Raw genomic sequence first — 25252 nt, 5'->3', positions numbered from 1 at the left:
TACTTTCATGAAGAAAGCATTATTCGTTGTCATGATACTTACTTTTGCTGTTGTTTCTTTTTCTGTTAGCACTACGTTTTTATACTCAAAAGAAGCAACTTCTGTTTATTTAGTTGCCAGTTTTAACAACTTTCAACCTATTCCTATGGACAAAAGCTTCACGGGACTGTGGCGTTATAACGTTGATTTAGAACCTGGCAAATACCTGTATAAATTCATCGTAGATGGAAAAAGAACGATAGATTTTTCAAACGAGGATATAGAAACCTATAACGGTGAAATCTTCAATGTACGCACCGTTCAGGAATCGTTTGTCTTGCCAAAAGTTGGAGACGGCTCAATTAAAAAGGTTTATTTCGATAACGAAAGAAGATATATAAATCCGGTTCAAAAGGGCGAAATATATCTTTCAATAGAATTCGAAAAAAATGATGTTGAAGACGTTGAACTACAAGCCAACGCATCCTCCATACAAAAATCTGTAATAGAATCGAACAACACCGTCATTTATAGGTTCCACGTATTTACCGAAGCTGAAGTTTTAAAGTATAGATTTTTGATCTACGACAGCGAAGAAATAATATACGGTTTCAACGGAACAGAAGAGTTTTTTGAATTCGACTTTAATCATCCTATAATTTCATATTTTGATATACCAGAATGGTCGAAAGGAAGGATCTATTATCAAATATTTCCTGATAGATTCAGAAATGGTGATACTTCCAATGATCCACAAGGAACCTACAGTTGGAACGGTCCACATAATAGAAATTCTCTTTCTTTTGGTTTTTATGGTGGAGATCTGCAAGGGGTCATTGACTCAATTGATCATTTAGAATACATTGGTGTGGAAGCCATCTACTTCAACCCCATTTTTGAAGCTCAGACTCCCCATAAATACGATACAACAGATTATTTAAAAATTGATGATTCTTTTGGAGACGAAGAAGTCTTTTCTAATATGCTAGAGGCGTTACATGAGTCAGATATCAAAGTAATCTTAGATGGCGTATTTAATCATACAGGAACAGAATTCTTCGCGATGAAAGAAAACTTTCTCAAACAAGAAGAATCTGATTATTTGGACTGGTACTATATTAAATCATTCCCCATCAAAAAATCTACAGAAAGTTACGAAGGTTGGCATGGGTACGCTGATCTCCCGCAATTAAACAATGAAAATCCTGAGGTGAAGGCATACATAAATCAGGTAATTGGTAAATGGATGAGTTTTGGTATAGATGGATGGAGAATGGATGCGGTTGATCAACTCCCTGAAACTTATTGGTCAGCTCTTTACGAAAACATTAAAAACATAGATCAAGAAGTTTTAGTTGTGGGAGAATTTTGGAGAGATGCCACTTCTTATTTTGAAGATCCAAGCTTCGACTCGGTTATGAATTACATCTTCAGAGATGCAGCTATTGCATATGCCAAAGGTGGAAGGGCTATTAACTTTGTTAATACCACTAACGCATATATAGACAAATATCCACCACAAGTGTTGCATGGGTTATGGAACCTTTTGGGTTCACACGATACTGAAAGAATTCTAACTGCTCTCGGTGAAGATACACAACGAATGAAATTAGCTGTCGTACTTCAAATGACGTTTATAGGGTCACCTCTAATATATTATGGTGATGAGATAGGCATGACGGGGACCACAGATCCATTTTGCAGAGTTCCATTTTACTGGGATGATAGTAAGTGGAATATGGAAATTTTAGACTTGTACTCTCAGTTGGCGGAATTAAGAAAAGAAAGTGATGCCTTGAGAAAAGGTGATTATACAGTACTGTATGCAGATGAAAGTGTTCTAATTTATGAAAGACGCTATCAATCAGAGAATGTCATAATTGCACTAAATTCTAAAGATTCACAAATTGAAATTGAGTACGATTTGAACGGAAGTTACAGAGATATCTTAACTGGAGAAAGCTTTAATACCATAGAAAAAATGCCAGGTAAAAGTTTTCTTGTACTTGTTAGCGAGTGAAATTGGAGGATTTAGATGTATTATTATGAAGTAATCCCCATAGGACAAATGGTTTTTAATGGGTTTACCTATAAAAGCGATAAAAAATTAGAGATAGGTCAAAGAGTTATCATTGATTTAAGAGGTAAGTTCCTTCCTGGTTTAGTTTACAAAGAGTCTGAAACTACAGAATTCGACAAAATAAAAGAAATCGCATTTCCATTGGATAATAAGAGTTTTTTAAATGAAAAGCACATCAAACTTATGGAAAAGGTAAGCTCAAAATTTATGGCTCCTATTGGGGAGGTTGCAAGATTGTTTTTTCCTCCTCTTTCTTCGGATATTTATAAACTGAGAATTACACCAAAAAGTTCTTTTTCTCCTATTCAAAAGCCTATTTTTTACAAGCAATTTTTAAAATCTTTTGATAATGCTTCAAAAGCCAACAAGCAGTTAAGAGAATATTTAGATTCAAATTTAATTGAGATAGAACTATACAGAAAAGAAATTACAAAGAAAATAGATAAGTTTGTTAGCCTAAAAATGGACTTAAAAGAGATGTGGAAGTTCAATGTGTCAAAATCTGCCAGAGAGGTAATAAATTATCTATCCATAAACGGTGAAACCTTAGAAAGCGATCTGTACTCACAAGGTATTTTGAAAAAAGGTTCCACCGTTTTGAACACTTTATGGAAAAAAGGTATAATTGAATTATCTGAAGGTTTCCCAATTTACGAAGAAAATACAGAAATTTCTTTAAATGATGAACAGAGGCAAGCAGTTGAAGCAATAAAAGCAAATTCTGATAAACCACATTTATTGTATGGGGTTACGGGGAGCGGTAAAACAGAAGTATTTTTTGAAGTTGCAAGGCCTATCTTGGAAAATGGCGGGAAAGTCCTTCTTTTAGTGCCAGAAATCTCTTTAACCTCGGAGCTAATGATCAGGTTAAAAAAACGATTTGCTAACTACAATGCAGCGTTTTACCATTCCGGACTTACAAGTAGCGAAAGAGTACAAACTTGGTACAAAGCCGTGAATGGTGAATTGGACTTAGTCATAGGAACAAGAAGCGCCATTTTCATACCCATGAAAGATTTAAAAATGATTATAATCGATGAAGAACATGATCAATCTTACTATCAGATAGAAAACGTTAGTTACGATGCGATAGATACGGCTTGTTTTAGAAAAGATTTAGAAGACATTCAACTGATACTTTCATCAGCAACACCACGAGTGATTGATCTGTACAAGGCAAAAGCGAACTTTTTTTATCTTGAAAAAATACATACAAGGTACTTTACCGAAATGCCTGAAGTCCAAATAGTTGATATGAAAAAAGATGAAAAATATAACTGGATATTCAGCAAAAAGGTAGTAGAAAATATAGAAATTTCTTTGAAAAAAAACAAAAAAGTAATTGTTTTCACGCCAACAAGAGGATATGCCAATTATGTAATTTGCAGCGACTGCGGATATATATTCAAATGTGATGAGTGTGATGTTTCATTAACCTTTCATAAAAATGAAAGAAAATTAAGATGCCATTACTGTGGAAAGGAAAGTGAATTACCAAATTTTTGTCCAAAGTGTGGAGGCTTTAAACTTCAAACAAGAGGTTTCGGTACGGAACGGGTTATGGCTGAATTGGCTAAATTGTTCCCTTCACAACCTCTAGTAAGGGTTGATAGGACGGTTATAAAAACATTCAAAGATTTACGAAACACTTTTAATTTCATGAAAGAACCAGGGAAAAAGATCGTTGTTGGAACTAAGATGATCACTAAAGGTTTGGATATTCAAGATTTAGATTTAGTAGTCATTCTTGACGCTGACAGATATTTCAACTTTCCTGACTACAACGCTCAAGAAAGCACAGCCTCTTTGCTGATGCAGGTTGCAGGAAGATCTGGCAGGAAAGAGAAAGGCAAAGTTATCATTCAGAGTTTTCAACCAGAGAATCATATTTATAAATCTTTAATTGATCATAATTTTGACCTAATTGCAGAGAATGATCTTGAACAAAGGAAAATATACGGATATCCTCCGTTCGTCACATTATTTATGATTTTAGTGAACAACCCTTCCGCTGACAAAGCAAAGGCTAAAGCAAATGAAATCGTCGAAGAGTTGAGTAAAATTGAAAATCAAGTTGATATTGAAATATTGGGACCCGTTGTGCCAATCATTTCCAAATTAAGAGGGAATTACAGGTATCAAATCATTATAAAAAGTAAACAGAAAAATCATGACTTTTTATACTCAACGCTTAAAAAACATTTTAGAGACATCAAAATTTATGTTAATCCCCCCACTACGTTAGTATAAATATTACTCTGAAAACAATATTCATATTTAATGCAAAAATATAGATATAAGTATAGCAACTATTCAAATCTGGAGGTGATTTAGATGGAGTATAAAGTTTATACAAAGGAAGTAGAACTTACCGAAGCTTTAGAGAATTATATCGAAAAAAGAATGAGTAAACCAGACCATTTGCTCAAAAAACATCCTGATATTGTCTCTCCTTCTGATGTCAGAATAACAAAAGAGAGGGGCATATACAAAGTTGAAATAACTACCCACATTAATCCTTTAAGTAAAATCATAAAAGTAGAAGAAAGAAGTAACGATCTTTATGAAGCTATTGATGAGGTAACAGACTCTTTGGAAAGAAAAATCAGAAAACTAAAGAATCGTTTACAAGAACAAAGTAGAACAGATAAAAAGGCGCGTATGGAAATAGAACAAAATCTTCAAAATCCTGACATTAAAAATCTTGATTTAGCTGAAGAAAATGAATCAGAAATTGAAGAAAAACCTGATGCTCCAAAGATTGTGAGAACAAAAAATTTTGATCTAACTCTTATGAGCGTTGAAGAAGCAATGTTACAAATGCAACTTTTAGGCCATTCATTTTTCGTTTTCAGAAATCCAGAAAATGATGCCATAAGCGTTCTTTATGAAAGAAAAGATGGAGACTTAGGCCTCATAGAATTCAATGAATAATCGTTAAGCACTTAAAGGGATGCACAATGCATCCCTTTTTGTTATGCGTATTACTTGGATTTGCACGTCGCTCAAATTTATGTTATAATTTTTTAGTAAAACGTTTCCATTATTACAAAAGTTAAAAGGAGGATGGAGAAATGAAAAGATACTTAGGTTTAGTAACATTGTTTCTTTTTTTAGCTTCCTTTGTTTTTTCTGGAACACCTTCTCCAAATTGGGAAGATCAGATCATCTATTTTGTTATGATAGACAGGTTTGCAAATGGAGATACTTCCAACGATGTACTAACAGATTCAGGAATAGAAAGTGGAATAGTAAACTCAAAGTACAATGGTGGAGACATCCAGGGTTTGATCGACCAGTTAGATTATATAAAAGAATTAGGGGCAACTGCAATCTGGGTTACACCGCCTGTCGCTAACCAATGGTGGGATGGAAGTGTGAATTATGGAGGTTATCACGGTTACTGGGCAAGAGATTTTAAAAAGGTAGAAGAACATTTTGGAGATGTAGAACTTTACAAAAAATTTGTAGAAGAAGCTCACAAAAGAGGTATGTATGTAATTCAAGATATCGTAGCGAATCATACGGGTAATTTTTTGATTTACAAAAACGGACGATATTTTTTAAACAATCAAAGTGTTCCAACAAACAAACCCGACCAGTATCCTTTCAATATGAATGATTATAACGATCCAGAACAAAGAAAATTGAATGTTTATCATTGGCCCTCTGAAATTAAAAATCCAAACCAATATAATACCGAATTTTCTCAGTTAGATGATTTGAACACTGAGAATCCTTTAGTGATTGAAGCTTTGAAAGATTCTTACACTTTTTGGATAGAAGAAGCGGATATAGATGGTTTTAGGATAGATACCGCTATATATGTTCCAAATGAATTTTGGGAAGAATTTTTAAATGGAGAAAATGGAATATATGAAATAGCGCAAAAAGTTGAAAAAAATGATTTCTTAACTTATGGTGAGGCATGGATAACACCTCAACCGTTCACGAACGTAGCGGAGAAATCTTTAAATGAATATATGGAAATTGGATTTAATTCAATGTTAGATTTTCCTCTTCAAACGGATATCAAGCGTGTGTTTAAAGAAGGAAAACCAACATCTTACTTGGAGTATCGATTAAATCAAAGAGAAACTATGTACAAAGATCCTTCAAGAATGATAACCTTTATTGATAATCACGATATGGATAGATTCCTAAAAGGTTCTGATATAAACAGTCTCAAGCAGGCCTTAACTTTTATATTCACTATTCCAGGAATACCAACTATATATTACGGTACCGAACAAAACTTTGTTGAAACACGGGCAGCAATGTTTGAACAGGGATTTGCTTCTGGAGGAGTTGACCACTTTGATACAACAACACCTACCTTTCAGTACATCAAAGAATTAACTGAATTAAGGAAAAATATACCAACCTTCAGATATGGAAAAGTAGAAGTTCTCTTCGCAGATGAATTAGGTCCAGGACCTTTCATTTATAAAGTAAAAGATGAATCAAAATCTTATATTATTTTGATGAATACATCTTCCAATAAAAAACATGCTACAGATGTTGATTTAGGGATTGATGAAGGTACCATTCTTAAACCCATTTTAGTAAACAATATGATTAACAAAGAAATCGTATACTCTTCGCCTTTGAATATCTTGTTAAACGCTAAGGCAATCGGTATATTCGAGGTAACGAATGAAATTAACCCTGTCAAGGAAGAAGAAGTATCTGTAGAAATTACAAATTTAGAAGAAGGTCAAACCTTCTCTGAAAACTTCGTATTAAAAGGAACAGCATCAAACGCAAAATCTATTCAGGTAATCGTTGATCGTGAGGAAAAGGAATATGCTAAAATCAATCTCACACAAAAACAAAATGAACCTTGGGAAATCCCAATAAACATCTCGGATTTCACACCTGGGCAACACAACATATTCGTTAAAGCCTACGGAAGAACTCCATTAATAGTTGATTATTCAGAAAGTTATAATATTAATTTCGAAATTCCAATGGTGACTCTTAAAATAGTTGAAGACTCTCTGGGAGACGATAAAGGACCTAATGGAACTTATTCTTACCCAAAAGACCCAACTTTCAACAAACAGATGGATATTAAAGAGGTTGAATTGATACAAATTGGAACTATGCTTAGGATGGTTGTAACTATGGAGAATGTGACTGATATCTGGAACCCTGCAAACGGATTCGATCATGTGACATTTCAAATCTTCTTCGACGACCCTGACAAAAAAGGAGCAGTAGAATTACCATTTCAAAATGCAACTATGCCTAATAGCTTAGATTGGGATTACGAAGTTTACGCAACCGGTTGGGGTATCAGTCTTTTCAGTTCAGAGAACTCATCAGCTAATAAATATGGTGATCCAATAACTCCTGCCCCTACTACGCAGGTTAATAAACAAGAAAATAAAATAACCTTTATGATTCCACTTTCAACACTTGACACAAGCGACCTTTCAGGATGGACTATTTATATAACAACATACGATTACGATGGAATCGAAGGGGTCTTGAGACCATTATCACCAAATGGAGGACCTTGGTCGTTTGGGGGAGGTAACCCAACCGATCCGAAGATAATGGACGATGTTTTGATAAAGATTGATTGAGAAAAAAACATAGGGTCTAATTTTAAAGACCCTATGTTTTTATAATTGAAATTGTTTTTTTAGTTTATTCCCAGCATACTATCGATTTTGTTTTTATCAAAACCGATTATATACTGACTCCCTATTTGAATTACCGGAGTCCCCATTTGATGAGTCCTTCGAACTAGTTCTTCTGCTGCTTTTGGATCTCTTGAAACATCTACTTCACTAAATTTTATTCCTAGCTCTCTAAAATACGATTTGGCTTTTCTGCACCAAGGACAGTTTGGAGTTGTATAAACCTTTACTTTTACATGTTGCATGTTATCTTTCAACCTCCTATACCCTATATAGGTATTTTTTATTATAATAACAGAATTTTATAATGTTTATTTTAAGAAAAAGTAAATATAACTTTGTAAAATAGAGATGCATAAATGTCAATTACATGTATAAAATACGAGGTGATAAACAACGGACTACATATTTGAATATCCTAAACTTCCGATAAATTACAAAGTAAGAGAAGAAAACGATTATTATGTTTACACTTTCCACACTGTGTACACTGATCCCATTTACAAAGAAAACGAAACTCAGGTAATTCATATGTTTAAACCTGAACAAAAAGTTAAAGGGGATATAATCTTTCTACATGGTATTGGACCCAACAACGTTCCATATCTTGAATGGTACGGGAGGTATTTCAAAAAATTTGGCTACAGAACGAGTGTTGTGATCCTTCCTTACCATCTGAGTAGAAAACCAAACGATGTAGAAGATGGTGACCCTTATTATTCACCTGAACCAAATGAGTGCACAGTACTTTTTCATAATTCTGTAAAAGATGTTCGAAGAGCAATCGATTTACTTGAAACCTTCGATGATTTTTCGGAAAATCATTTGTACTTAATGGGGGTATCTTTTGGAGGAATCATTGGTACTATGAGTTTAGCTCTCGATAAGAGGATTAAAAAAGGTATCTTGATGATCACTGGTGGGAATTGGAGATGGATAAACTTTTACTCACCATATACGGAAAAAGTTAGGGAAAGATACGCAAAAGAAAAAAATTCATTTGGTTGCGATTCCGAAGAGTTTTGTAAAAAATTTAGAAGTGATGCGGCTAACTTTGTAAAAAATAATATCAATTCTATAGATGATATATTCCAAAAAACACCTATTACTTGTTATCATTACGACTCGCTGAGTTATGCTAAGTTCGTTAATCAACCTGTTCTTTTTATAAAAGCTCTTTTCGATAAAATCATGCCACATAAAGCCACAAATGACCTTCAAAACTTATTACCAAATAAAAAAGTCAAAGGTCTGTTGGCGGGACATAAATCAAGTTATATATTCAAAAGAATTGTGGGGCGTTGGGTGATTAATTTTATAGAAAAAGACCAGCCCCAAGAGATATCGGAGAAAAGTAATAAAAGAGAAGAAGTTTTAGAATCAAACCGTTAGATCCAAAGTTAATCCTAAAATAAACTCCAAATCTAAAGAAGAGCTGTTACTTTTATAAATTTCTAAAGATTGAAGGGTGCTGATTAACTTTTTAATTTTTTCTGGATCCGTTTCTGTTCTTAATTCATTCGTTATTTTTTGAATTTCTTTTTCGATCTTTTGCTTTATATCTTTTGTTTCCTTGGTGTTTTTCTCTGTATTTTGCAGTTCATAAACGGGATCTTGTGGAGAACTTTTATCTGTTTCTTTTCTATACAGAATAACAGCTTTAGATTTTCCTCCAACGGCAGCTAAAAATCCTCCCCTTCTTTTAAGATTAAGGTCGATGTCTGTATATATAACAATTCCACCTTTTTTCAGAGCCTGAGATTTAAATTGGTTTATATTCCCCAACTCATGGGCTGCCACCCTAAGTATACTCAAAGAAGCAGGGGAACTGTTAGCCAATCCAAGCTCGCCCGGGTCTAACTTGTAGCCCAAGTATGGGTTAAAATGCTCTGGCTTGATGGAGTCAATCATAAAAATCACCTTTCTCTTGGGAGGGATAAAGACGAATAAAGGATCTTACATTTTACTGATTGATATAAAAAAAGACTTTACAGTAAACTTACATCACAAAGAGATAAAGATCAACAAAGGATTGTACGCCTATATAGGTTCTGCTATGAAAAACCTTTACCAAAGAGTTGGCAGACATATGACTTTCAAGGAGAAGGCATATCAAAAACACTGGCATATAGACGGCATTTTAGAAAACAATGAAAACAAAATAATATTTGTCGCGATGCTCCCTTCAGATAAACGCCTTGAAGAAGATATCTCAAAGGAATTCGCCGAGAGATTTCAATTTATTAAAGGGTTTGGTGCCAGTGACTTAACTGTAAAATCAAATCTTTACCTCGTAGATAATATCGACTATTTTTTTGAAATTATTAAGAGTTTTATTCTTTAAGTACAGTTTTAATTGTCATCCTTATTTTTACCTCATCTATTATATCGAAGACAATATCAATTTTACCTTTTTCTGAGTTGTTTTTTAAATTTTGATAATTTCCTTCTACTTGCATTTCTTCTATTTCGATATTGGGTTCAAACATACTCAAGTTAACGATTTGTCGATCATAGCTGAAATTCTTGACTGTGATCAAAAAGTCTACTATTCGGGAGTTTGCCGATTTAACTTCAACATCCGACAATTTTTCTATCTTATATTGTACATCCCAACTCTCCCCTAAGTTTATCTTGAGCGTGTCTCCAACGGGAGTATCATTAATGTACGCTAACTTTATCGGAAAACTTTCATTATCGAATTCTTCGTGTATCCAGACTTCTCCCGAAGGTAACTCTATCCCTAAACCATTGTATTTTGTGTTTTCTACGTGTCTTATTATCTGGGTTTTTGTATAATTTGTTATATTGGTGTACAAAGAAAAATTAATTACGTTTCTGTCTTGGTATGATAATATATCGTTTTGAGATATCCTAACATTCATTAAAGTATTTTGAAAATTGACTTTTCCCAAATTCATTGTATAAGTTTGACTTAGAATTGCCTCTTTTGCAACCATTCCAAAATCATCTTCATTAACCATACGTGTGCTACTCAATAACTTTGTACTCTCTATGTAATCACGAGAAGACAAGTTAAGATATTCATTAACTAAGTATAGGTTGGTTTGCCCAACAGGAACGCCGTTGAATTGAACGTTTTTGTTGAAAGTTCCATCACTTTTCATTTCATAGATAACTTCCCACGAACCTTCTCCTCTTAAAGCAATTACAGCACTTTTAGGGTTTTTCAATAGAATTTGAGTAGTGGGTTGGATCTTATCTTTATTCTTTTCATCAGTAACGCACCAATGATTTAATTGAGGGTTATAAAATAGAATTTCATTTGTTCCAATGATCTTGTAAACATTTTCATCTATGGCTTCAATAGATTTTTGAGTGTAATCTTCCAATGAAGCTATCTTAAAAGGAAAGTGTTGATACACCTTTTTAAGTTCCCAAGAATCCACTCCACTGATCCAAAGTACATCAAAACCATCAGGAACAAGGAAGGAGGTTTCGTTAGAAACGTTATAGAACAGTTGAACGTCTTTAAAGATGAAGGTATAATTCTCAGACAAAGCCGTCATACTTAAAAAAACGATGAGCATCAAAAATATAAACATTTTCTTCATTAACATCATCTCCTTTTGAATTTTTGAAAGGACCTGGGGTCCTAGTCATGTATGGGAGAGCTCAGCCCTGTAATCCTTTTTTAAAAACAGAATTTTCTTTATAAAACTATCTAATATCTATAGCGCCCTTCCCCCGCTCCCCACCCTTTTTTATTGAATATGATATTTTTCAAGTAGATCATCGAGTATCTCTCTAGCAATAGGTGCTGCACCGGTGGACCCCATCCCTCCATTTTCTATTACAACCACAATCGAGTACTGTGGATCATTTGCTGGTAAAAATCCGGCGAACCACGAGTGAGCAGGTTTTCCACCTCCTACTTCTGCGGTACCTGTCTTTCCGGCTACCGTTATTGGGAAATCCATAAACGACTGATAAGCAGTACCTTCTTCACCAGGTGGCCCACTGAATGAAGTCACTTCTATCATACCTTGGTAAACATATTTCAGGTATTCTTCGTTCATTTCATATGAATCTCTAAGTAAAGGTTCATTTTTATTTATTATATTTCCAAAAACATCTTCTTCTCTTTCAAATAAGCTAAACTGATAATATTCACCTTTTGTAGCAAGGATGTTATATATTCTTAGAATTTGAAGTGGCGTCATTGTGATGTATCCTTGACCTATATACGTTAATAATGTTTCTCCTGGATACCATATAGTATCAAATTTCTCATACTTCCATTCAGGGTCTGGAAAAATCCCATTTTTTTCATTTGGTATTTCTATACCTGTTTTAGAAGTAATATCAAATCTATCTGCAACACTTTTTAAATAATCTATTCCCAAATTTTCCCCAAGCCAATAGTAATAAGAGTTAACCGATGCTCTCAAGGATTTTACCAAATCGGTTTCACCATGTCCTAAAGTATACCAATCGTAATAAGATGCGATAACGTTACCTTGAGAGTTCTTTAAATCGTATCTTCCGGTTGAATTTATGGTTGCTTGTGGAGATATACCCCCCTCAAGTGCAGCATATGCAACAAACGGTTTTATAATAGATCCAGGCGGATACAATGCGGATGCAGCTCTATTTAACAATGGCAAATTATTGTCATTCAAAATTCTTTGAAACTCTAAATTACTCATTCCTTGGGCAAACAAATTAGGATCTACCGAAGGATGACTAACAAAGACTAAAATTTCTCCCGTTTTTGGTTCGGAGATTATCACCGAACCATTGTAGTTGTTTTCTTTTAAATAATTGTAGGCTTTGATCTGTAAATCTAAGTCCAACGTTAAATAAATATTATTCCCGTCAATAGAATGGGCTTGAGCAATTATAGGTGAAACTGATTCATTTGTAGCAATATTGACCATTTTGTACCCTGGCTGCCCCTGTAATTCTTCATCAAACACCAATTCTAATCCTGATCTTGGAGTACCTTCATTGTCCACATAACCCAAGACATGGTACAAAGATTCGTGGGCATACTTTCTTATATATCTTTCTTCAACTTGTAGATTTCTGTCAATACTGGCTATCTTTTGAGCTGTTACTGAATTTATTTCTAAATTCACTCTTTTTTGAAAATTTAATTTATCTATTATAGCATACGGATTATCCACTACATCTTTTAGAACTTGATACAATTCGGCCTCTGTTTCTTCACTGAGCGTTCCTCCTAAATTCGTTAAATTATATATCCTTTGGTTCCATGCTAACAAATTTCCATTTCTATCGTATATATTTCCTCTTTTAGGAGAATCTTTTACAATTCTTGTTGATAACTCTTGAACTTCCATTGAATATTTATCCCAGTTTAAAATCTGTAATTGAAATGATCTCGCAAAAAGTAAAGCAATACCCAAAAAAAATAAAGAAAACAGTATTTTAGCTCTTTTTTCTTTCATTGAAAACCAGCCTCATGTTCATAAAATATAATACAAAGACGATAATCATATCCCATAAAAAAGGATAAAGAGAAGAAGTAATGACACTCATATAAAGCGACAAAACACCCACGTATATCAATGCTTTAATTAAAGTCATTTCCAACTGATGTAAGAAAAAGTTGATGAGAAGAAAGATAACAAAAAAAATTATTGCAAGAAATCCCAATTCAAACCTAGAATTGAAATAGAAAATAGTATATATCAATACGAAGAAAAGAAGTCTAGTATCATCTTCTTTAAAGTCTGCCACATATAAAGCAATTATAGGGAAAACAAAAAAAAGTATTTCTCCAAGCCATCTATCAAACGAAGCGGTAATGAGGGCTAATAAAAAATAAATTAGATACATCATATATTCTCACTTCTTTACTTTAGTAAGGGAAAAAGTAAACTAAAAAACCATCAATCGTCACAGGGTTGAAAAGATAAAGATCTCCATATTTAGAAACAATTTCACCTGATAAAAATATACCTTCTTTTTCTCCGCTTTTTACATAATTAGGAAGATCTATATTCAGGTGTTCGTCCATTATTACATTATAATTATCAGGTATTTCAACCAATAAATTACCTTTATCTTCTCTTATCAACACATCTACGAAACCTATTTTTCCAAAAAAATCTTGGTTTCCCCAACCCAATTTTCTAACCACTACTCTATCTGAAAATGTATTTTCAACAAAGCCTAAAAGATTCCCATCAGTAGAAACGGCTAAATAACCTTTGTCTAAATTTCCTTCATTACTCGTCAAAACGTTAAAAGAGCGCTCTGTTTCACTCAAAATTATACCTCGAGGGATCGTTAAATCTACATTTTCGATCTCTTTACTTTCTATTATATAGATAGGCTGTTTTTTGAGTTCATCCAAGATACTAGAAATTTTTTCAGCACTTGCATTTCTTTCTGAAACCTTGAAATGAAGCGTTGAAAAAAGCATATCAACCGGGTATGTTAGAGGTTTTAAAATACCTCCCAAGCTTTCAAAAGTATTAAATAAAATCGAAATAAAGATCAAAATTACTAAAAATAAAATCCCAAAATATCTCATATTAAGCTTTTTGAGATATACTTTTTATAAGATTTATCTTATCAATAACCATCCCTGCCCCTCTTGCCACACAAGTTATTGGATCATCCGCTATTACAACTCTTATCAAAGTTTCCCTTTCTAATAGCTCTTTTATGCCCTTTATCAAAGCCCCTCCACCAGCCAAAAATATACCTCTATTTACTATATCATACAAAAGTTCAGGTGGGGTTTCTTCGATAGCCAATTTAATATTTTCAACTATCTTGTTAACCGGTATCCGCATTGCATTTCTTATCTCTGAGCCTGTGATCGTAACACTTTTTGGAAGGCCGGTGAGAACATCTAAACCTATCACTTCCATGCTTAAATCATTGTACTGGGGACTATCAAAAACATTTCCAATTTCAATTTTTATCCTCTCAGCAGTTTTTTCTCCTATTACCATATTGTATTTTGATTTTATGTGATTGATAATTTCTTGATCGATCAAATCTCCCGCTACCCTTATAGATTTGGATAATACAATATTTCCAAGCGAAATTACAGCTATTTCTGTGGTACCTCCACCAATGTCTACGATCATATTTCCCGAGGGTTCTTCTACATCCAATCCAGCTCCAATAGCAGTTGCCATGGCTTCTTCAATCAAAAAAGCCTTACTGGATCCAGCATCCAAGGCTGCTTCTCTCAAAGCATTTCTTTCCACCTGGGTTGCATCTGTAGGTATTCCAACAACTACCATTGGTTTAAAAAAGCTAAAACCATTCAATGCAGTGTTTATAAAATACTTAAGCATCGTCATAGCCACATTATAATCTGCTATTACCCCCTCTTTAAGAGGCCTGATGGCGATTATATTAGCAGGCGTTTTCCCAATCATTTTTTTAGCTTCTTTTCCTACTTTTAGCAATTCTGAAGTATCTTTGTTGATAGCTATAACAGAGGGTTCGTTTAAAATTATCCCTTTACCTTTCATATAAACTAAAGTGTTTGCTGTTCCTAAATCTATACCTAGATAAGGCCTCAAATACGATCGCATTGCTTAAAAGTCCTCCTTAAAAGTATATTATGCTCCCCACCCCACTAGTTATTAGTATAACACAAACAACTCAAAATTGATGTTGTAGAAACATAAATGTAAATTGTTGTAATTGACAAATATAAAATAAAAATTTATAATATTAACCGACTTGTTTAATTAACTGTGCATTTTTGATAGTTTATTGGAGGAACCTTGAATGCAAATAGGTGAAAAGATAAAAAGCCTTCGAATAATGAGAAACATGACCCAAGAGGAGCTCGCGACGAGATCTGATTTAACTAGAGGCTTTATTTCCCAAGTTGAACGGGATTTAGCTTCTCCTACCGTTGAAAATTTGGAAATGATTCTAAGAGCCTTAGGAACTGATCTGAAAGACTTTTTTTCAAATCTTGAAAATAAGGAAAAGATTGTTTTCACAAAAGAAGATAGAATACCTATATATGATACACCAACAGGTGTTAAAGAAGAGCTTCTTTTAACAACGTCCGAACCAAAAAATATAGAACCTTCTTTGGTAGTTTTGGAACCAGGTTGTTCAACGGATATCGAGAAACCTCATGAAGGTGTGGAATTGGGATATGTGATCGAAGGAGAGATAGAGTTATACCTAAACAAAGAAGTTTATTTGGTACGCAAAGAGGAAACTTTTTTTTATTCAGCAAATAAGAAGCATTTCATAAAAAATAAAAGTAGTACAAATTCAGCGACTCTAATATGGATAGAAATATTTTAAAGGAGGATTGAGAGATGGCTAAATCCCTAGGAAGGCATTTGATAGCCGAATTATACGACTGTGATGAAGAGATACTAAACGATGTTGAACAAATAGAATACTTAATGAAAAAGGCAGCCATTGAATCTGGGGCAACAATAGTTACTTCAACATTTCATAGATTCTTACCTCATGGGGTAAGTGGAGCAATAATTGTTTCTGAATCTCATTTGGCAATTCATACTTGGCCTGAATACAGTTACGCCTCTTTAGATATATATACTTGTGGAGATTCTGTAGATCCATGGAAAGCTTTCTATTATCTAAAAGATGCTTTAAATTCAAAAAGACAGGAAAGTCAAGAATTCAAACGAGGAGTCTTTTCTTCAATAGGAATTCCTGAAAATTCCGCTCATAAAATAGAGGTGAGTTGATGGCTGAAAATAATTTTAACTTTCCACATACTATTTTTACCGAGTACGATAAAGTACATAATGTAGGAGTTTTCACAGAAGTAACTAATCACATTTATACCGAACAAACTGAATATCAAAGAATAGATATATATGAAACTCCAACATTTGGAAAGTTATTCTCATTAGATGGGTTCATCATGACGAGAGATTCAGATGAATTTGTTTATCATGAAATGATCTCACACGTTCCTTTGTTCATACATCCTGATCCCAAAAAGGTTTTAGTAATCGGTGGAGGCGATGGAGGGACTGTCAGAGAAGTATTGAAACATGATTCTGTAGAGAAAGTGATCCTTTGCGAATTGGATAAAAAGGTTGTAGAAGCTGCTTTAACGTATTTACCCAACATTTCTTATGAGTTAAAAAATCCAAAAGTAGAAATAGTCTATGAGGATGGAAGTAAATTTGTTTCTCAATTTAAAGATGAGTTCGACGCTATATTGATTGATTCCACTGATCCCACAGAAGGTGAAGGTGGACTACTTTTCACCGAAGAGTTTTATCATAAATGTTTTGAAGCCTTGAAGGAAAACGGAGTTTTCTCTGCACAAACAGAGGAGCCTTTTTTAAGAAAAGAATGGATGATAAGGGCGTATAAAAGAATCAGCAATACCTTCAATGTAGCTCGATTGTACATGGGTTATGTACCTCAATATATGCCGGGTACATGGACATGGACATTTGCTTCAAAAAATTTGGATCCAATAAAAGATTTTGATCCTGAAAAGGTTAGGGAGTTTAATAAAGAACTTAAATATTACGATGAAGAAGTTCACGTTGCATCCTTTTCTCTACCTGTTTTTGTAAAAAAATTAATCAGTTGATTCATTAAATAATGGCGGACATTGGTCCGTCTTTTTTTCTAAAACAATCAAACTATGTATATGTTTCTTTTATCATATATTTTTTCCAACTCTGAAGAGACGAATTCAATCATTTTACTTTTTAATTCCTCAGGGTAAGTGGATACACCATTTGCGGTTTGATAAGGGAAAAATGCAATCGGGGATTTAAAAAACTTTTTAAATCTTTTTAAGTAGTCAGACGGCATTCTGAATACTCCCAGTGTAATCGCATTGATCTTCTTTAAGTTAATGTTCTGTGATATCAGGTTAATGAACGCCTTATATTTCTCTCCCCAATCTTCTCCTATATAAAGTATAGGATCCAACGCTAAATTGACTTTCCAACCTTTTTGTAGTAACTGAGATATAGCCATTAGCCTTCTTTCTAAAGATGGGGTGTTTTTTTCATATTTTGCTATTACTTCTTGGGGGGATATACTCCATGTAATGATCAAATTTTCTAATGGAGAGTAGTTCAAAAATTTTTTATAATTGGTTGTTTTAGTCCTAATTTCTATAGTTATCAAAGGGTTTGCCTTAGCAAATGCTATCCATTCTTTTAAAAATGGGTAGATCCCTTCAAAAAGAAGGATGTCTGAATCATACGATATGCTTAGATAAAGCTTCCCTTCTTCACTTAACAATCTGCTTAATTCATGAAAGTAATCTGAGAGATTAACAAAGAATAAAATGTGGGAAGAGAAGTTCATACCTTTCAAATAACAGTAATCGCAATCGAACAGACAATTAACTATGAAATTTGTGTAGTAGAAATTTTGTTGTTCAAAGTCATGGCACAAAGGAGACCCTTTATAGATAAAATCACCCTTGTTAACTGCTAGAATCAAAGACAGTGAGAGTTTTTGTAGAAAAGGGTTTTGGTTCTTTCTAGAGAATATTTCATTGTAGTTATCTATATATACAATCTTACTTTTGTTTAGCTTGCTAGTAATTTCATTTGTTAGGGAGTAATTTAAAGCTTCTTTTTCAATGTAGATGTGTGAGAAGGTTTCACTTGTATAGTTTTGATTTGAGATCTTCAAAAGTCGCATCCCTTTCTTTTTGGCTTTTTGGAATGTAGTTAAAATATTCTTCTAAGAATAAAGGGCTTACTTTCTTATTAGATTTGAAATAGGCATATGCATTTTCAAGTTGTTTGGTCTGTGAGAACGTTAGCTTCAAACCTTTAGATACCTTCTCTATGATTTCTTCGTCTTGTTGTTGAAGAATAGGGTGAAATAACTTTAGTAGAGAACTCACCAATTTTGTGAAAGAAAAAATTTCTTCTAATTTATCGTTAATCAACTCATCTATATTCTTTTTAGTCAATCTTTCTAATGGTTGATTTTTACTTACTTTATCGGAGACTATTTTTACTACATATATCTGATGAACAGACAAAAATTTTGAAGCAATCTCAAAAAAAGCCGATGATTCCATATCGACTAGGTCTTCTTCAAATTCATAATTGCTGTTGAGAATATCTATACTTTGAATGGAACCTTCTTTTAGATTGTGTTCGACTAAGATATCCGTATAGTACTTCCTTTTTCTTTCATAATCTACTACTTTATTAACTAAAATTAGATCTCCAACTTCAAATTTGTTATTTAAACTACCACATATTCCTATGTTTATTGCATAATCATTATGGGGATAACCTTTTAAGGTATCTTTCAATAGATAAGATGTAGCTCCGGCTACGTTGATTTTTCCTACGCCTGATACTACAAGGTTGACTTCGTCGTCGTGATAACTCTCAAAAGGTCTATCTGTTGTTTTTTTTAAATTTAAATATTTTATTATCGCTTGTGCTTCAACACCCATTGCAGAGATTATATTAAGCATGTAATTCCCTCAGAACAGTTTCTTTTCTCTCAAATTGGCTTTTTCTTTTTGTTGGGTCAGACTTTCCACCTCGCCACCTTCGAGAGAAAAAGTGATTTCGTATGATCCATCGATCAGCAAAAATATATTCACCTTTAATTCATCTACATACTTTTTTAGGATTTCATATTCTAACTTTTGGTTTGAGGAGAATTTGAAATGTATTTTATTGTTTTCAATTTCCGGATTCGAAAATAGCATAGCGAAGTATATAGCCATGTTGGACTTCTTCTCGTGTGGATCGCTGAAGTAATCAAGAATCTTCTTCATAATTGGGTGTTGAGTTTCTTTGGGAACGGATTCTGTGGCTACTTGTTTTCTTTTTGGAGTTGTTTCTTTATCATAAGATATAGTTGAGGACGTAGTTGAATTTTTATGCATGAAATCTAAGATCTCCACATCGAAAATCAACCTTTTATTTTCACTGTATTTTAAATCTTTAAGTATATCGTTGAATGTCCCCATTAAGTGAATTAAGTTACTTCTTTTCTCGTTAATTAGTGAATCAAAAATATATTCTATGGATTGCTCTAAAAGAATTTCTGGATCTTTCCCTAAATTGAACAGATCTTCAGATTGTGCCAAAAATTCATCGATTTTTGAATTGTAGACATTTTCTATGAATTGAACAATAAAATTTTCATCGAACAAACCTAGTATGTCGAGGGTGTCTTGGTGAGTGATCTTCATCTCTCCAAATTTTTCTACTTGTTCCAACATCGATATGGCATCTCTCATCCCACCTTTTGCCCTTTTAGCAATGATTTCTAGGGCGTCTAACTCATATTCTATTCCTTCAGAGCTTGCTATATTTTTCAATCCTTCTACTATTTCACTCTGACCTAAATTTTTGAAGTTTATAATTTGAGCCCTAGAAATGATGGTATCAGGGACTTTTTCCAAATTTGTGGTTGCTAAAATAAAAATAACATGTGAAGGTGGTTCTTCTAACGTTTTTAATAGCGCGTTGAATGCTTCTCTTGTCAACATATGAAATTCATCGATTATATATACTTTGTATTTCCCATAGACTGGCCTGTAATTGGAGGAGTCCCTGATGTTTCTAATTTCGTCTATTCCTCTATTCGAAGCCGCATCCATTTCAATTACATCCAAAAAACTGTTATTGTTTATAGAAACACAGTTCTCGCATTTGTTGCAAGGATTGTACCCTTGAGGATCCTTACAATTTAATACTTTGGCAAGTATTCTGGCAGTAGTGGTTTTTCCGGTGCCCCGCGGACCCGAAAAAATATAAGCATGAGAAACTTCTTGCTTGTTCAAAGCGTTTTTAAAGTATTTTACTACATGAGGTTGTCCTAGAATTTCATCAAAATCTTTTGGTCTGTATTTTCTATATAAATTATTGTTCACAAAGTTCCCTCCGAATTGCCGACAAGATTTAATTTGTACACCTTGTTTTTTATTAGTGATAACACATCTTCTTTGTTATCCTCTAATACCTCAAATATGAAATAAACTTCGTCTGAAAAGTTTTGCTTTATTATTTTGAAGTTATTCTGTTTTTGCATGAGGTTTTGTATGAAGGAAAAATTACTGTAGTCACATTTTGCCTCGTAAATAAATACCTTTTCATAGGTAACCACTTTAGAAGCTTTAACAACATCTTCAGCTGTTTTAGAATAGGCATCTATTAAACCTCGAATCCCTAATTTCACTCCTCCAAAATACCTCGTAACAACAATGGTCACGTTCAAGAGACCAAATTTTTCAATTACACCGTATATAGGTTTGCCAGCGGTGCCTGATGGTTCATTGTTATCGGAATAATTAGCGATTTCTCTTCCTCCCTCATGCACCTTATAAGCCCAACAGTTATGCGTGGCGTTATTGTACATTTGGGAAATCTGTTTTATAAATTTTTGTGCTTCATCAACCGAATTGGTCTTTGCGATATTACCAATGAATTTTGACCTTTCTACAGTGTATGTAATTTCGATCGGATCTTTTATTGATTTATAATTCAAGATATATCTTTATCTTCCCTTCAAAATCATCGGTTAGGTTAAATTTATTAGCCGCACTGGATTGATTGGCAGAAATCTCATAGAATCCTGAGCTGTCAACATGTAACAATAATTCGCCCTTTTTAACTTCAGAGTAGTTCTTCACGACCCTAACAACTTCTTTTGTACCGTTTATTTCAACTGTTACCTTTTTGCTTAGATCTAAATGTTCTATATAGTTGGAAGATAAGTTAGTTTCGATATTTCCAAAATCATCTGAATATAAATAATCACATATTATTTTGTTATCTTCAATGATAGGTCTTTGCACATCTAAATTTGCTAATTTTTCAGTTTTGGGTCCAAAATGATCGATATTGATACCTTTAGAAATGTATGCAGCCACTGGTGCAAATATATCACGCCCATGAAATGTTGATGAATAATCGGTTTTATAGAAAAATCTCTTGTCGGATAGCTCAACAGATTTTTCAACTCCGAACTCTTGCATCACAAAAGTAAATAAACCATTATCTGGTCCAACAAAATAATAGTTGTACTTTGACGTTTTCAATGCGATCGGTTTCCTTGGGCTACCTACGGTTGGATCAACAACACACAAAAAGACGGTCCCTTCTTCAAAATCTTGACAGGCTCTAAAAATTATAGCTGCATACTTCTTTATATTAAAATGTCCAGCACTGTGGGTGATATCAATTATATCAGCATTTTGATTTATTCTTTTTATAACAGATTTACAAACAGAGACATAATATGAAGAAAGCCCCCAATCCGTTAAAAAGGCTATATGATTCACCGAATTAGACCTCCCTTATTCCTTCCCTATGTTTCTTGCGTAGCTTGTAACAAAAGTAATGATGCCAAACAGAAAAAAAGTCCAAAACCTAATAAAATTAGAATTTCAAAGCTTATATCACTTAAGCCATAACCTAATACCGTTATTTTTCTCCAGCCATCTAAAGAGTATTTAACGGGAAATAGGTTCGCAATCTTTTCAAGAATGCTTCCTGTAGGAATTGGAATTAAAGTACCGCCAAATACTAACATTCCTCCAATCATTGCCGTTACAAGGAAGGAAGCTGCTCGAGCAGTTTTTAAAAAAGAAGATAAAAACAAGCCAAAAGAGGTGAAAGAAAATACGGATACTAAAACAAGTAAGATCAAATTCCATGGGTTAGCTTGTGATTGAACACCAAACATTCTAAACATATACCACGAGAACATTCCTGCAACGAAACCTATTATGATGTACGATATTATTTTTGATAAAATGAATTGCCACGTTTTTAATCCATTTGATATGTATAAATCTAGTAATCCAACTTCTCTGGCTTGACCGATGGAAGAGGCTATTCCTATCATAGATAACAAAAGGATTACAACCACCGCAACGATAGGAGCAAACATATCATTAATCCCCAAATTTGTAGTGGGAGAAACAACTAAAGAACCATCAGAGGCACTTGGTATAAGCATTTTTATTTCCGGCTTGGGCCTCGTTTCGTCGATCCCTATACCTCCTTGAAGTAAGAACTCAGTTGTGGAGCCAACTTTTATTTCTGGTATCCCAGCTAGCTCATCAAAAACAGCTTTAAAACCGGTATAGACCATCATACTGTTCTGAATTTTGTGAGGGTTTGGTATAATGTACAAGACCGTCTGCTTGTGATCAATCAAATCTTGCGTAAAACCTTTTGGAATGATCAATATTGAATCATAATTTCCTTCTCTAATTATTTGGTTTAATTGGTCATCATTTTTAATTTCGATGGTGTTCTCAAAATTCAAAAATTGTTTTATCAAAATGAAACTGAAATTACCTAAAAGACTGTTATCTTCGTTATATAAGGCCAACTGGAAATCTTGTGCCATATCTGCAGGATAGAATGAAGAGCCAAAATATGCTAAAATAACGGGTATTATAATACTTAGTATTAATACTCCTCTATTTCTCAGTACTTTTTTTATCTCATACCACGACATCTTCAAAATTTTCATTGTCTATCTCCTCGCTTCTTCTAAATGTTCAGATATTTTAAGTATGATACTTGGCGATTCATAAAAAGTCAAAGATTCATCCCCCACTAAAAGATATAAACCGTAGGTGTTTATATACGGTTTATGCATAGTGCTCATATTACTTGGCCAGATGAACATATCTCTTATTTTGGGGTAGTACAACTCTTGTTTCTTTTGCAGTTTGAACATTCCGAAATCATCTATTTCATTATAATCAATGAACCTCGTGTAATTCCCACTTCTTAACTTAGTGTTGAAAGCTATACCTTTGTCTGAAAAACCAAATGCAGCAGTGGATAAATTTGTTAATTGATCGATATTTTTAATCTGCCCCATTCCAAAAAAACATACTTCAAAATCCCAATTTTCTTTAGAATGGCCTGTCTCTTTTATATAATCTTTCAAATCGTCAACTATTTTTTCATCTCTCGAGGCAACAAAAATCAAAACCGCTGCCAAAGAGATATATAAAAATATCGGTATATTTGATAGCCCAATTATATTCATAAAAAGCTGCGAGATTAATAAGAGCGCACCTTCTGTGATGAATGGTTTGGCTCCCCTCTTTTTAAGCATAAAATACGAAACAATTAAGCCTATAGAAGATAGTCCAAAAAAGTACCAACCTTTTATGAAAAATTGTATCAAGGGGATTAGTCCAAAAAAAATTGAAACTAACAGATACATATATTTTACCTCCTACTTTCCAACACAGAATGTGGAGAAGATTTTATCCAGTAATTCTTCAGTATAATTTTCCCCAGAGAGTTCGTAGATCTTTTCAAGTGCTTTTCTTACGTCATACATAATTATATCGTTAGAAAAACCTTTCTCAAGCGAATTAATGGCGTTTAAAACAAACTCTTTAGATGATTCTAAAGTTATCTTTTGCCTTTGGTTAGTTAGAGTTGGTTCTTCTATGTTGACCTTCTCAAAAAATTTTTCATAAATCTTATTTTCCAAATTTTTAATTGCTCCGTTCTTTGCAGAAATTATAACAAAATCATTTGGATTTTTTTGTTTCAAAGATAGATAATTATTCTCTGTAAAATTAGGAGAGTCGGATTTATTCAATATAATTATAACAGTTTTATCTCCCAATTCATTTAATTTATTATAAATTAGTTCGTCTTCCTGGGTGAAAGGCGTTGTACCATCCAAAACAAACAAGATTAGATGAGAATTCTTTATAGAATTTATGGTCCTTTCTATTCCAACCCTTTCCAAGGTATCTTCTGTATATCGTATTCCGGCTGTATCTATGAGCCTTATGTATATGCCGTTTATGTTCAAGTTTTCTTCTATTGTGTCCCTAGTTGTCCCAGGAATATCAGTTACAATCGCTCTATCTTTTCTCAAAAGGGCGTTTAACAAGGTACTTTTCCCAGAGTTCGGCTTTCCTACTATAACTGTTCTTACACCTTCAACGGCTATAATACCGTTCTCAGCTTCTTTTAGTAGTTGATTCATACTATTTACGATATGGACTAATTTGTTTTTTAAATCGTGATCTTGAAATTCTATGTCATCAGGATAATCCATTTCTACCTCGATCTGGGCTGAGATATTTAGCAAACTGTTTTTTATGTCTTTGATTTTTTCCGAAACAGCATTTTTAAGTTGATTAAAAGAGGCTTTTAAAGAGATTTCCGTCTCTGAAGTAATCACATTGTTTACAGCTTCTGCTTTTATGAGATCCATCTTACCGTTTAAGACAGCACGTTTTGTAAACTCCCCAGGTAAAGCTTGTCTTGCCCCATATTTTATAATCGTATTGAGTACAGCATAAGTGATAAGTTTACCACCATGGCAAAATATTTCAAGCATATCCTCCCCTGTATAAGAGTGAGGCTGTGAATGGTAAACCCAGGTAATCTCGTCGACTTTTTCTCCTTCTTTATCGTAAAGCCAACCATAGTACATCTTCTTAGGTGTATATTTTTTTCTTTTTAATGCTTGGTCTATTATGTTTTTAACGTGATCGCCAGAAATTCTTACTACCCCTATGGCTCCCGTACCAATCGGAGATGAAATGGCTACTATTGTATCATTCAACACATTTTTCACC

At 33.6% G+C, this 25252-nt stretch carries 24 protein-coding genes; 9 read left to right on the top strand and 15 right to left on the bottom strand.

What is annotated here, in order from left to right; translation table 11 throughout:
• Nucleotides 1-7: 7 nt before the first annotated feature.
• The 4 genes from X925_RS00770 to X925_RS00755 all read left to right on the top strand — a co-directional run bounded on the left by X925_RS00770 (nt 8) and on the right by X925_RS00755 (nt 7650).
• A complete protein-coding gene (locus X925_RS00770) occupies nt 8-1999 on the top strand; it encodes an alpha-amylase family glycosyl hydrolase (protein ID WP_121958855.1) in 1992 nt (663 codons plus the stop codon).
• A 15-nt stretch (nt 2000-2014) separates the two neighbouring features.
• Nucleotides 2015-4309 carry a primosomal protein N' gene (gene priA / locus X925_RS00765; RefSeq protein ID WP_012209232.1) on the top strand — a complete coding sequence of 765 codons (2295 nt, stop codon included), beginning with the start codon at nt 2015-2017 and terminating at the stop codon, nt 4307-4309.
• A gap of 84 nt (nt 4310-4393) precedes the next feature.
• Complete coding sequence (hpf, locus tag X925_RS00760; protein WP_103065425.1) at nt 4394-4993, top strand: ribosome hibernation-promoting factor, HPF/YfiA family; 600 nt, start codon at nt 4394-4396, stop codon at nt 4991-4993.
• 140 nt (nt 4994-5133) lie between these two features.
• On the top strand, nt 5134-7650 hold the full coding sequence (locus X925_RS00755) for an alpha-amylase family glycosyl hydrolase (protein ID WP_103065424.1): 2517 nt from the start codon (nt 5134-5136) through the stop codon (nt 7648-7650).
• 59 nt (nt 7651-7709) lie between these two features.
• Here the strand turns inward: X925_RS00755 and X925_RS00750 are convergent, their stop codons facing one another.
• Nucleotides 7710-7952: a glutaredoxin domain-containing protein gene (locus X925_RS00750; RefSeq protein ID WP_012209229.1), complete on the bottom strand. Its 243-nt coding sequence runs from the start codon at nt 7950-7952 to the stop codon at nt 7710-7712.
• Nucleotides 7953-8238: 286 nt separating this feature from the next.
• On the opposite strand from X925_RS00750, the gene X925_RS00745 reads away from it, so the two are divergent.
• On the top strand, nt 8239-9099 hold the full coding sequence (locus X925_RS00745; RefSeq protein WP_233186698.1) for an alpha/beta hydrolase: 861 nt from the start codon (nt 8239-8241) through the stop codon (nt 9097-9099).
• Here the strand turns inward: X925_RS00745 and X925_RS00740 are convergent.
• On the bottom strand, nt 9088-9618 hold the full coding sequence (locus tag X925_RS00740; RefSeq protein ID WP_121958854.1) for a hypothetical protein: 531 nt from the start codon (nt 9616-9618) through the stop codon (nt 9088-9090). The two genes, X925_RS00745 and X925_RS00740, sit on opposite strands and share 12 nt — an antisense overlap.
• Here X925_RS00740 and X925_RS00735 point away from each other — a divergent pair.
• Nucleotides 9605-10051, top strand: a complete 447-nt coding sequence (locus X925_RS00735) for a DUF123 domain-containing protein (RefSeq protein ID WP_081429278.1) — start codon at nt 9605-9607, stop codon at nt 10049-10051. The two genes, X925_RS00740 and X925_RS00735, sit on opposite strands and share 14 nt — an antisense overlap.
• Here the strand turns inward: X925_RS00735 and X925_RS00730 are convergent.
• The 5 genes from X925_RS00730 to X925_RS00710 all read right to left on the bottom strand — a co-directional run bounded on the left by X925_RS00730 (nt 10041) and on the right by X925_RS00710 (nt 15254).
• Nucleotides 10041-11282 carry a hypothetical protein gene (locus tag X925_RS00730; protein WP_103065421.1) on the bottom strand — a complete coding sequence of 414 codons (1242 nt, stop codon included), beginning with the start codon at nt 11280-11282 and terminating at the stop codon, nt 10041-10043. The two genes, X925_RS00735 and X925_RS00730, sit on opposite strands and share 11 nt — an antisense overlap.
• Nucleotides 11283-11432: 150 nt before the next feature.
• Nucleotides 11433-13142, bottom strand: a complete 1710-nt coding sequence (locus X925_RS00725; RefSeq protein WP_121958853.1) for a penicillin-binding transpeptidase domain-containing protein — start codon at nt 13140-13142, stop codon at nt 11433-11435.
• Nucleotides 13123-13536: a hypothetical protein gene (locus X925_RS00720; protein WP_041534115.1), complete on the bottom strand. Its 414-nt coding sequence runs from the start codon at nt 13534-13536 to the stop codon at nt 13123-13125. The genes X925_RS00725 and X925_RS00720 overlap by 20 nt, the downstream gene beginning before the upstream one ends.
• A gap of 19 nt (nt 13537-13555) precedes the next feature.
• On the bottom strand, nt 13556-14122 hold the full coding sequence (locus tag X925_RS00715; RefSeq protein WP_233187710.1) for a hypothetical protein: 567 nt from the start codon (nt 14120-14122) through the stop codon (nt 13556-13558).
• A 112-nt stretch (nt 14123-14234) separates the two neighbouring features.
• Entirely contained in the window at nt 14235-15254 is a 1020-nt protein-coding gene (locus tag X925_RS00710) for a rod shape-determining protein (protein ID WP_103065417.1), read from the bottom strand.
• 199 nt (nt 15255-15453) lie between these two features.
• Between X925_RS00710 and X925_RS00705 the strand changes: the two genes are divergently transcribed.
• From X925_RS00705 to speE, 3 genes are read left to right on the top strand one after another with little or no spacing between them, the layout of a single operon-like run.
• Nucleotides 15454-15990: a helix-turn-helix domain-containing protein gene (locus X925_RS00705; RefSeq protein ID WP_121958851.1), complete on the top strand. Its 537-nt coding sequence runs from the start codon at nt 15454-15456 to the stop codon at nt 15988-15990.
• Between the two features lie 14 nt (nt 15991-16004).
• Nucleotides 16005-16403, top strand: coding sequence for an adenosylmethionine decarboxylase (gene speD, locus X925_RS00700; RefSeq protein WP_121515222.1), 399 nt, complete (start codon nt 16005-16007; stop codon nt 16401-16403).
• Entirely contained in the window at nt 16403-17269 is an 867-nt protein-coding gene (gene speE / locus X925_RS00695; RefSeq protein ID WP_121515221.1) for a polyamine aminopropyltransferase, read from the top strand. The genes speD and speE overlap by 1 nt, the downstream gene beginning before the upstream one ends.
• Nucleotides 17270-17316: 47 nt before the next feature.
• Here speE and X925_RS00690 read toward each other — a convergent pair whose 3' ends face one another.
• The 8 genes from X925_RS00690 to mnmE are packed head-to-tail and all read right to left on the bottom strand — an operon-like array spanning nt 17317 to nt 25242.
• Nucleotides 17317-18333, bottom strand: a complete 1017-nt coding sequence (locus tag X925_RS00690; RefSeq protein ID WP_121958850.1) for a spore photoproduct lyase family protein — start codon at nt 18331-18333, stop codon at nt 17317-17319.
• On the bottom strand, nt 18302-19138 hold the full coding sequence (locus tag X925_RS00685; RefSeq protein ID WP_121958849.1) for a hypothetical protein: 837 nt from the start codon (nt 19136-19138) through the stop codon (nt 18302-18304). The genes X925_RS00690 and X925_RS00685 overlap by 32 nt, the downstream gene beginning before the upstream one ends.
• Before the next feature lie 9 nt (nt 19139-19147).
• Nucleotides 19148-20551 (bottom strand): DNA polymerase III subunit gamma/tau, encoded by a 1404-nt coding sequence (dnaX, locus tag X925_RS00680; RefSeq protein ID WP_121958848.1) that lies wholly within the window; start codon nt 20549-20551, stop codon nt 19148-19150.
• Nucleotides 20548-21165 (bottom strand): YigZ family protein, encoded by a 618-nt coding sequence (locus tag X925_RS00675; RefSeq protein WP_012209215.1) that lies wholly within the window; start codon nt 21163-21165, stop codon nt 20548-20550. Before X925_RS00675 ends, dnaX begins: the two co-directional genes overlap by 4 nt.
• Nucleotides 21155-21961: an S-adenosyl-l-methionine hydroxide adenosyltransferase family protein gene (locus tag X925_RS00670; RefSeq protein WP_121515216.1), complete on the bottom strand. Its 807-nt coding sequence runs from the start codon at nt 21959-21961 to the stop codon at nt 21155-21157. Before X925_RS00670 ends, X925_RS00675 begins: the two co-directional genes overlap by 11 nt.
• 26 nt (nt 21962-21987) lie before the next feature.
• Nucleotides 21988-23163, bottom strand: coding sequence for an ABC transporter permease (locus X925_RS00665; RefSeq protein WP_103065410.1), 1176 nt, complete (start codon nt 23161-23163; stop codon nt 21988-21990).
• Nucleotides 23164-23166: 3 nt separating this feature from the next.
• Entirely contained in the window at nt 23167-23871 is a 705-nt protein-coding gene (locus tag X925_RS00660) for a hypothetical protein (RefSeq protein ID WP_103065409.1), read from the bottom strand.
• Between the two features lie 12 nt (nt 23872-23883).
• Nucleotides 23884-25242 (bottom strand): tRNA uridine-5-carboxymethylaminomethyl(34) synthesis GTPase MnmE, encoded by a 1359-nt coding sequence (gene mnmE, locus X925_RS00655; protein WP_103065408.1) that lies wholly within the window; start codon nt 25240-25242, stop codon nt 23884-23886.
• Nucleotides 25243-25252 lie beyond the last annotated feature (10 nt).

The sequence above is a fragment of the Petrotoga sp. 9T1HF07.CasAA.8.2 genome, from assembly GCF_002895585.1.
GTDB classification, from domain to species: Bacteria; Thermotogota; Thermotogae; order Petrotogales; family Petrotogaceae; genus Petrotoga; species Petrotoga mobilis.
This window is presented reverse-complemented; position numbering and strand designations above follow the sequence as displayed.

What these genes read in the sequence shown, in the direction of transcription:
- X925_RS00770 (WP_121958855.1), top strand. Translation starts at nt 8, where the DNA reads ATGAAGAAAGCATTATTCGTTGTCATGATACTTACTTTTGCTGTTGTT.
- priA (WP_012209232.1), top strand. Translation starts at nt 2,015, where the DNA reads ATGTATTATTATGAAGTAATCCCCATAGGACAAATGGTTTTTAATGGG.
- hpf (WP_103065425.1), top strand. Translation starts at nt 4,394, where the DNA reads ATGGAGTATAAAGTTTATACAAAGGAAGTAGAACTTACCGAAGCTTTA.
- X925_RS00755 (WP_103065424.1), top strand. Translation starts at nt 5,134, where the DNA reads ATGAAAAGATACTTAGGTTTAGTAACATTGTTTCTTTTTTTAGCTTCC.
- X925_RS00750 (WP_012209229.1), bottom strand. Translation starts at nt 7,952, where the DNA reads ATGCAACATGTAAAAGTAAAGGTTTATACAACTCCAAACTGTCCTTGG.
- X925_RS00745 (WP_233186698.1), top strand. Translation starts at nt 8,239, where the DNA reads ATGTTTAAACCTGAACAAAAAGTTAAAGGGGATATAATCTTTCTACAT.
- X925_RS00735 (WP_081429278.1), top strand. Translation starts at nt 9,605, where the DNA reads ATGGAGTCAATCATAAAAATCACCTTTCTCTTGGGAGGGATAAAGACG.
- X925_RS00740 (WP_121958854.1), bottom strand. Translation starts at nt 9,618, where the DNA reads ATGATTGACTCCATCAAGCCAGAGCATTTTAACCCATACTTGGGCTAC.
- X925_RS00730 (WP_103065421.1), bottom strand. Translation starts at nt 11,282, where the DNA reads ATGAAGAAAATGTTTATATTTTTGATGCTCATCGTTTTTTTAAGTATG.
- X925_RS00725 (WP_121958853.1), bottom strand. Translation starts at nt 13,142, where the DNA reads ATGAAAGAAAAAAGAGCTAAAATACTGTTTTCTTTATTTTTTTTGGGT.
- X925_RS00720 (WP_041534115.1), bottom strand. Translation starts at nt 13,536, where the DNA reads ATGATGTATCTAATTTATTTTTTATTAGCCCTCATTACCGCTTCGTTT.
- X925_RS00715 (WP_233187710.1), bottom strand. Translation starts at nt 14,122, where the DNA reads ATGCTTTTTTCAACGCTTCATTTCAAGGTTTCAGAAAGAAATGCAAGT.
- X925_RS00710 (WP_103065417.1), bottom strand. Translation starts at nt 15,254, where the DNA reads ATGCGATCGTATTTGAGGCCTTATCTAGGTATAGATTTAGGAACAGCA.
- X925_RS00705 (WP_121958851.1), top strand. Translation starts at nt 15,454, where the DNA reads ATGCAAATAGGTGAAAAGATAAAAAGCCTTCGAATAATGAGAAACATG.
- speD (WP_121515222.1), top strand. Translation starts at nt 16,005, where the DNA reads ATGGCTAAATCCCTAGGAAGGCATTTGATAGCCGAATTATACGACTGT.
- speE (WP_121515221.1), top strand. Translation starts at nt 16,403, where the DNA reads ATGGCTGAAAATAATTTTAACTTTCCACATACTATTTTTACCGAGTAC.
- X925_RS00685 (WP_121958849.1), bottom strand. Translation starts at nt 19,138, where the DNA reads ATGCTTAATATAATCTCTGCAATGGGTGTTGAAGCACAAGCGATAATA.
- X925_RS00665 (WP_103065410.1), bottom strand. Translation starts at nt 23,163, where the DNA reads ATGAAAATTTTGAAGATGTCGTGGTATGAGATAAAAAAAGTACTGAGA.
- X925_RS00660 (WP_103065409.1), bottom strand. Translation starts at nt 23,871, where the DNA reads ATGTATCTGTTAGTTTCAATTTTTTTTGGACTAATCCCCTTGATACAA.